Here is a 7,265-nt window from a genome sequence, read left to right on the forward strand (position 1 = left end):
GATCATTTCCCGTTAGAGCATTTAACCCTGTGGGAGCGAGCTTTCTCGCGAAGGCGGTTTATCAATCAACATTGATGGTGACTGGCAGACCTCTTTCGCGAGCAGGCTCGCTCCCACAATTGGTTCTCTATCAATCCAGTGGCATCACGGTGACGCGGACCTCAGGGTCATGATTGCCGCCTCCCAGAATCACCCCCCGCAACGGCGACACATCGGAAAAATCCCGGCCCCAGGCCAGGGTGATGTGTTCCAGTGCCGGCTGCACGTTGTTGGTAGGGTCAAAATCCACCCAACCCAGCACTGGGCAATACACCGACACCCAGGCATGGGAGGCATCGGCGCCGATCAGTCGTGGCTGACCGGGCGGCGGCTGGGTCAGCAGGTAACCGCTGACATACCGCGCGGCCAGACCTCGGGAGCGTACGCATGCCAGCATCAGGTGGGCGAAGTCCTGGCAGACCCCGCGCCGACGCTCCAGCACTTCCACCAGCGGCGTTGCCACTTGGGTGGCTTCGGCATCGAAGGTGAATTCGCTGAAGATTTTCTCCATCAATGCCTGCACGCCCAGCAACAGCGGTCGACCTGCCGGAAAGCAGCTGTCCGAAAACTCGACGAAATTGCGCTTCAAATGCACGTAGGGCGATTGAAACCGATAACGGCACGCATCCAGCAATTCAGCTGAAAGCGGCTGACTGCTGTAGGTCAATGCGTTGCGGGTTTCTTCCCAGGCCGGGGACAGATTGAAATCCAGCGCAGGCCGGGGCAGCACTTCGATCGTGAGGCTGGCATTGACGAGCAGTTCATCATGAGGGCGCTCGAACGCCAGCCGGGTCAGCGGGTTGCCGAATACATCGAGTTCATCACGGCGGGTCGTCGGGTCCGGACTGATCTGCAATTGCTGCTCGGTGCAACGTTGCCAGGTGCAAGGGCGCGGCCACAGGTGCGCCAGTTGCTGGGCCAGGGAAACCGGGCTGTCGTAGTGATAATGAGTGTCGTGGAAAATCTGGTATCGAGCACTCATCAGACGGACACCGTACGCTGGCTGACATCATCGACATGGGCAAAATGACGCAAGGCCAGGCGATCGGATACTTGCCCGCTGGCATCGGCGATCTCTTGCAGCAGATCGGCCAAACCTTCGAGTGCCGCGCGCACGCTGGTTTCGCCGAACAGCGGGTTTTCCAGGCACCCCAAGTCAAATCGCGCCAGTCGCTCCACCAACTGGGGCAACCCGGTTTCTCGCGGGGCACCAAAGTCATCGTTCAGGCGTTTGAGGGTACGACTCACCAGTTTCAACTGGAACAGCACGGCGTGAGGGTTCTGCTCGTCGAGCAGCAACAGGTCCAGCACCGGGATCAACTGCGCCACCGCCAGATACCGCGAACGGTAGGTGATACTGCTGTTGCCCAGCTCCAGCAACCATTCGAGACCGGCCTGATCGAACGCGCCCGCACCCCGCAAGAACGCCGCCAGACTGCCGCTGAGAAATTGCAGGCGCTCTATCCGCCGACCGATCATCAAAAAGCGCCAGCCTTCGTCCCGGGTCATGTCGTCGAGGGCAAAACCGGACAGCGCCGCCAGAGACATCACCAGACGGTTGAGGAAATCCAGCAGCTCGCCGAAGTCCGGCTCATCGGTCTCCAGCTCCATGGCTTCACGTTGCAACTCCACCAGCGCTTGCCAGTTTTCCCGCGAAAGCTTGCCGCGTACCTGCGAAGCCGCCCACTGCAAGCGCTGCAGGTTGGAACGCAAGCTGAACGGCCAGTCATCGCCAAGTATCGCCGCCAACAGGCGCTCCGGCAGCTCGCCTTCATCGGGCAACAGCATCAGCCGTTCGCCCAGGTCAACTGCCGCCTGCAGCGCCTGTGGGTCATCGCCGTCCACATAGCGCGCCAGCATGATGCGCAGCAATCGCGCACTGTCATCGCAACGCTCGCAATAACGGCCGAACCAGAACAGGTTTTCCACTACGCGCGATGGCAGATAGGGGTCGCGTCGTACCAGATCATGCACGCCGACGTTGCGCTGGGCTTTCCATTGCTCGCCACTGGGCGGGCGATCGCCCAGCACCCAAGTGTCCTTGCTCGCACCACCCCGCTGCATCGACACCACTTCGGCATCGGCCTCGGCGGCCACTCGGGTCAACCCGCCGGGCAACACCCGATAACCATCGTGGCTGGCCACCGCATACACGCGCATGCCGATCGCCCGGGGCTGTAACTGCCCACCCTCGGCCTGCCAGATGGGTGCCTGGGACAACTGCGCCAATTCTTGCGCGACATAAGCATAAGGCCGCGCCTGCATGCGCTCGGCGAGCTCATCGCGCTGTTTTTCACTCAAATCGCGACCAAAGACCGGTGTAAAGCTCTGGGACGGGAACGCCGGTTTGATCAGTAATTCCGGCAATTTCTCCAGCGCCTGGGCCAGTACGGGGGCTTCGCCACACCACCAGGTGGCGATGGACGGCAGGATCAGTGCTTCACCGAACAGGAATTGGCTGATTTTCGGCAGGAAACCCAGCAATCCCGGCGACTCCAGCACGCCGCTGCCCAGGGCGTTGGCCACCAGTACCCGCCCTTGTCGCACGGCCTCAAGCAGACCCGGTACGCCCAGTGCCGAATCGGTACGCAGTTCCAGCGGGTCGCAGAAGTCGTCATCGAGGCGGCGCATGATCGCGTGGACGCGGCGCAGGCCACTCAGGGTTTTCAGGTAAACCGTGGCATCACGCACCGTCAGGTCGCCCCCCTCCACCAGCGGATAACCGAGTTGGCGAGCGAGGTACAAATGTTCGAAGTAGCTTTCGTTGAATCGCCCCGGCGTCAGCAGTACCACCAGTGGCGCGTCTCCATCGCTGGGTGCCTGGCGGGCCAGGGTTTCCTGAAGCGTGCGGAAGAAGCCGGCCAGATGCTGCACTTTCAGATCGCGGTACAACTCGGGGAAAGCCCGGGAGACGATGGTACGGTTTTCCAGCGCATAGCCGGCTCCGGAAGGCGCTTGAGTACGATCCGCCGTGACCCACCAGCGGCCATCGGGAGTGCGCGCCAGATCCACGGCATACAGATGCAGAAAGGCGCCATCAGGCGGGCTGATGCCCTGACAGGGCCAGAGAAAGTTGTTGTGGCCGAATACCAGTTCGGCCGGCAGCAAACCTTCGGCGATCAGGCGCTGCGGCCCATACAGGTCGGCGAGCACGGCATTGAGCAATCGGGCACGCTGGGCGATACCGGCCGACAACTGTTCCCACTCGTCAGCGGCAATCACATGGGGCAGCAGGTCCAGTTCCCACGGCCGATCGGCGCCCTTGGGGTCGGCATAAACGTTATAGGTAACGCCGTTTTCCTGAATCTGCCGGGTCAGCAGTGCCTGCCGCTGCACCAGTTGCGCTGGCGTGCTGCGCTGCAATTGGTCGAACAGTCGGCGCCAGTGCGGACGTACCCCGCCGCTGTCGTCGAGCAGTTCGTGATAGGTGCCCGCCGTCAGCGGGTAGCGGTCTAGCAGGTCAGGCATGGAAAGCTCGGCAGACAGCAAGGAACGGTCAGACTAACGCAGGCTCATGACGCCCGGATATACGAAAAATCCGAGCGTCGCGTACGGTTTAGAAACATCGTAAATCGAGCGTCATCGGCAGCTCGTCATTGATTTCCAGAATCGGTATCGGAAGTTTCCCTGGCGTGTGTCCGATGCGGAAGAATCGCGCCATGCGCCGGCTCTCGGCTTCATTGGCATTGATCGGTAACGTCTCGTAATTGCGCCCGCCCGGATGTGCGACGTGGTACTGACAACCCCCCAGTGAACGGCCCATCCAGGTGTCGAGCAGGTCGAATACCAACGGTGCATGAACCGGGATGGTCGGTTGCAAACAGTTCGCCGGTTGCCAGGCACGAAATCTTACGCCAGCGACGAATTCGCCTACACGTCCGGTTGGCTGCAATGGCACCGGGATGCCGTTGCACGTCAGCACATAACGCTGTGGCGGCAGGCCCGTGAGCTTGATCTGCAAACGCTCCAGGGATGAATCCACATAGCGCACCGTGCCGCCGACCGCGCCCTCCTCGCCCAGCACATGCCATGGCTCGAGTGCCTGCCGCAGTTCCAGCGCGATACCACTGACGGCGTAATCGCCCACCTTGGGAAACCGGAACTCCAGATGCGCCGCAAACCACTCGGCCCGCACCGGATAACCCGAGGCATTGAGATCGACGATCACGTCGGCGAAATCCTGCTCGATAAAGTGCGGCAACAAGAACCGGTCATGCAGCTCCGTGCCCCAGCGCGCCAGTTTCGGCGGCGCGTAAGGCTCGCGCCAAAACTTCGCCACCAGCGCTCGCAGCAGCAGCTGCTGAGCCAGGCTCATGCGTGCATGGGGTGGCATTTCAAAAGCGCGCAACTCCAGCAAGCCAAGGCGTCCTGTGGCGCCGTCCGGCGAATACAGTTTGTCGATGCAGAACTCGGCGCGATGAGTGTTGCCCGTGACGTCGATCAGTAAGTTACGCAGCAGTCGGTCGACCAGCCACGGCGGGCATTCCTCGCCGGGTTCCGGCATCTGGGCAAAGGCGATTTCCAGTTCGTACAAGGCGTCGTTACGAGCTTCGTCGACGCGCGGCGCCTGGGATGTCGGGCCGATGAACAGCCCGGAAAACAGATAGGACAGTGATGGATGGTTATGCCAGTAACTGATCAGGCTGCGTAACAGATCCGGGCGACGCAGAAACGGCGAGTCAGCCGGTGTCGCACCGCCCAGTACGAAATGGTTTCCGCCACCGGTGCCGGTGTGCCGGCCGTCGATCAGGAATTTCTCGGTAGTGAGTCGGGTCTGTCGGGCTTCCTCGTACAGAAATTCGGTGCGCTCGACCAGTTCATCCCAGGTCGCGGATGGCTGCACATTGACCTCGATTACACCGGGGTCAGGGGTGATGCGCAAATTGCTCAAACGCGGATCGCTCGGTGGTTCATAGCCTTCGAGCAGTACCGGGCAATGCAGCTCCTCGGCAGTGGCTTCGATGGCGGCGACCAGTTCCAGATAGTCCTCAGCGCGTTCCAGCGGTGGCATGAACAGGTACAACCGCCCCTCCCGCGCCTCGGCGCAGAACGCCGTGCGCGTCAGCCAGTCGGCGGATTCGTCGATCTTCGGCATGCACTCCTGCGCCTCGGCCGGCTCGCCATGGCTGTTCAACCGTGCGGTGTCAGGCAGCGGCGGGAAATCCTGATTCGGGTCCTGTTGATGAATGAATGGGTACTCAGCCGCTTTCACCCAAGGCTGCGAGCCGAGCGGCAGCCGATAGCCCAGTGGCGAATCTCCCGGTACCAGCCGGCAATGCTCGTCGCGCAGATACCAGCGCCCGCTTTGCCACTGATCGCCCTTGGCGGTACGGGCCAGCGGCAGCACCTGCCCGATGACCTTGTCCAGGCCCTGGCTGAAGACTTTGCGCAGCCGCGCACGCTCCAGCGGTTCTTCAAGACGTGAGTCTTCGGCGCTGACGTTCTGCGGCAACGTGCCTTCGCGCCAGAGGTAGTAGAAATTGTCTTCGTAGGCCGGAAACACAAAGCGTGTCGGAATTTTCAGGCGTTCAGCCACACTCGCCAAAAAGCGCCCGGCCAATTCGCCATTGGCGCCATAGTCATGCTGTTCATCGGCAATCAGCGCGCTGTTATGCCAGATCGGCACACCGTCGCGACGCCAATAGCAATTGAGCGACCAACGCGGCAGCTGCTCGCCGGGATACCACTTGCCTTGACCGAAATGCACCAGCCCTTGAGGCGCGTAGCGCTTACGCATGCGCTGGAAGAGTTCGGCGGACAGCCGACGCTTGTTCGGGCCCAGTGCGGCGGTATTCCATTCGGCGCCGTCAGGGTCATCGATGGAAACAAAGGTTGGCTCGCCACCCATGGTCAGACGCACGTCGCCTTCGAGCAGGTCGGCATCAATCTGCCGGCCCAGGGCCTGGATCGCCAGCCACTGCTCTTCGGTGTAGGGCTTCGTGACCCTTGGCGCCTCCCAGATCCGTTCCACCGACATTTCATGGCTAAATTCACACTCGCAAGGTTCCACCAGGCCGCTGATCGGTGCCGCGGAGGACGGATCGGGACTACAAGCCAATGGGATATGCCCTTCACCCGCAAACAGCCCAGAGGTTGCATCCAGGCCGATCCAGCCCGCGCCGGGCAAGTAGACCTCGCACCAGGCATGCAGATCGGTAAAGTCCACCTCGGTGCCGGAAGGACCGTCGAGGCTTTTCACGTCGGCGGTCAACTGGATCAGGTAACCCGAGACGAAGCGCGCTGCCAGCCCTAGGTTGCGCAGCAGTTGCACCAGCAGCCACGCCGAATCGCGGCACGAACCCGAAGCCTGTTCCAGGGTGTGCTCAGGCGTTTGCACACCCGGCTCCATGCGGATCAGGTAGTCGACGTCTTCGCTCAGGCGCTGGTTGAGCGCGACGAGAAAATCCACGGCGGGCAGCGGCGTACGGTCGATGCCCTCCAGATAGGCCTGGAACTTCGGTGTCAGGGGCAAGGTTTCCAGGTACGGCGCCAATTCTTTGCGCTCATCCGCGGCATAGGTAAACGGCATTTTTTCTGCATAGGGTTCGAGGAAGAAGTCGAAAGGATTGAAAATCGCCATTTCCGCCAGCAGATCGACCTCGATGCGCAGCTCATCGGTTTTCTCCGGGAACACCAACCGCGCCTGGTAGTTACCCTGCGGGTCTTGTTGCCAGTTGATGAAATGCTGCTCGGGCGAAACCTTCAGCGCATAGGACAGTATCCGCGTGCGACTGTGGGCCGCCGGGCGCAGGCGAACGATCTGCGGACCAAGCTCGACGGCGCGGTCGTAGCGGTAATGCGTGACATGGTGCAATGCGACATGAATCGACACGGCGTGCCTCCTGCGAGCCTTGAGCGTATTCGAAAGCGCGCAAGACTTATGCCATCCAGCAGCGTTGGCGCTTTCTCCGGTTACTCGAGGCAGTACAGCACCAAAATCGGGCGATGCGGGAAAATGGTTTAGAGCGATTGCACGTATTTGTGGCAGCGAGCTCGTCCTGGGAGGTTCTTTGGTGACCGTACTGGCCTCTTCGCGAGCAGGCTCGCTCCCACATTGGAATGCACTTCCCTGTGGGAGATTCTATGGTTGAGGGGAAGCCCTCAACTGGCCTTTGGCTGGTATTCGTACTGGCCTCTTCGCGAGCAGGCTCGCTCCCACATTGGAATGCATTTCCCTGTGGGAGATTCTATGGTTGAGGGGAAGCCCTCAACTGGCCTTTGGCTGG

Annotated in this window: 3 protein-coding genes; all 3 read right to left on the reverse strand. The window is 61.3% G+C overall.

What is annotated here, in order from left to right:
• Positions 1 to 130 precede the first annotated feature (130 nt).
• A complete protein-coding gene (locus ACW9HW_RS27710; protein ID WP_095192116.1) occupies positions 131 to 1,021 on the reverse strand; it encodes a transglutaminase family protein in 891 nt (296 codons plus the stop codon).
• A complete protein-coding gene (locus ACW9HW_RS27715; RefSeq protein ID WP_457402497.1) occupies positions 1,021 to 3,507 on the reverse strand; it encodes a circularly permuted type 2 ATP-grasp protein in 2,487 nt (828 codons plus the stop codon). Before ACW9HW_RS27715 ends, ACW9HW_RS27710 begins: the two co-directional genes overlap by 1 nt.
• 88 nt (positions 3,508 to 3,595) lie before the next feature.
• Complete coding sequence (locus ACW9HW_RS27720; RefSeq protein ID WP_457402499.1) at positions 3,596 to 6,871, reverse strand: transglutaminase family protein; 3,276 nt, start codon at positions 6,869 to 6,871, stop codon at positions 3,596 to 3,598.
• Positions 6,872 to 7,265 lie beyond the last annotated feature (394 nt).

The organism is Pseudomonas sp. SDO5532_S415, from assembly GCF_054071155.1.

Bases quoted from the DNA above. Each gene is read 5' to 3' on its own strand.
- ACW9HW_RS27710 (WP_095192116.1), bottom strand. From the start codon at position 1,021: ATGAGTGCTCGATACCAGATTTTCCACGACACTCATTATCACTACGAC.
- ACW9HW_RS27715 (WP_457402497.1), bottom strand. From the start codon at position 3,507: ATGCCTGACCTGCTAGACCGCTACCCGCTGACGGCGGGCACCTATCAC.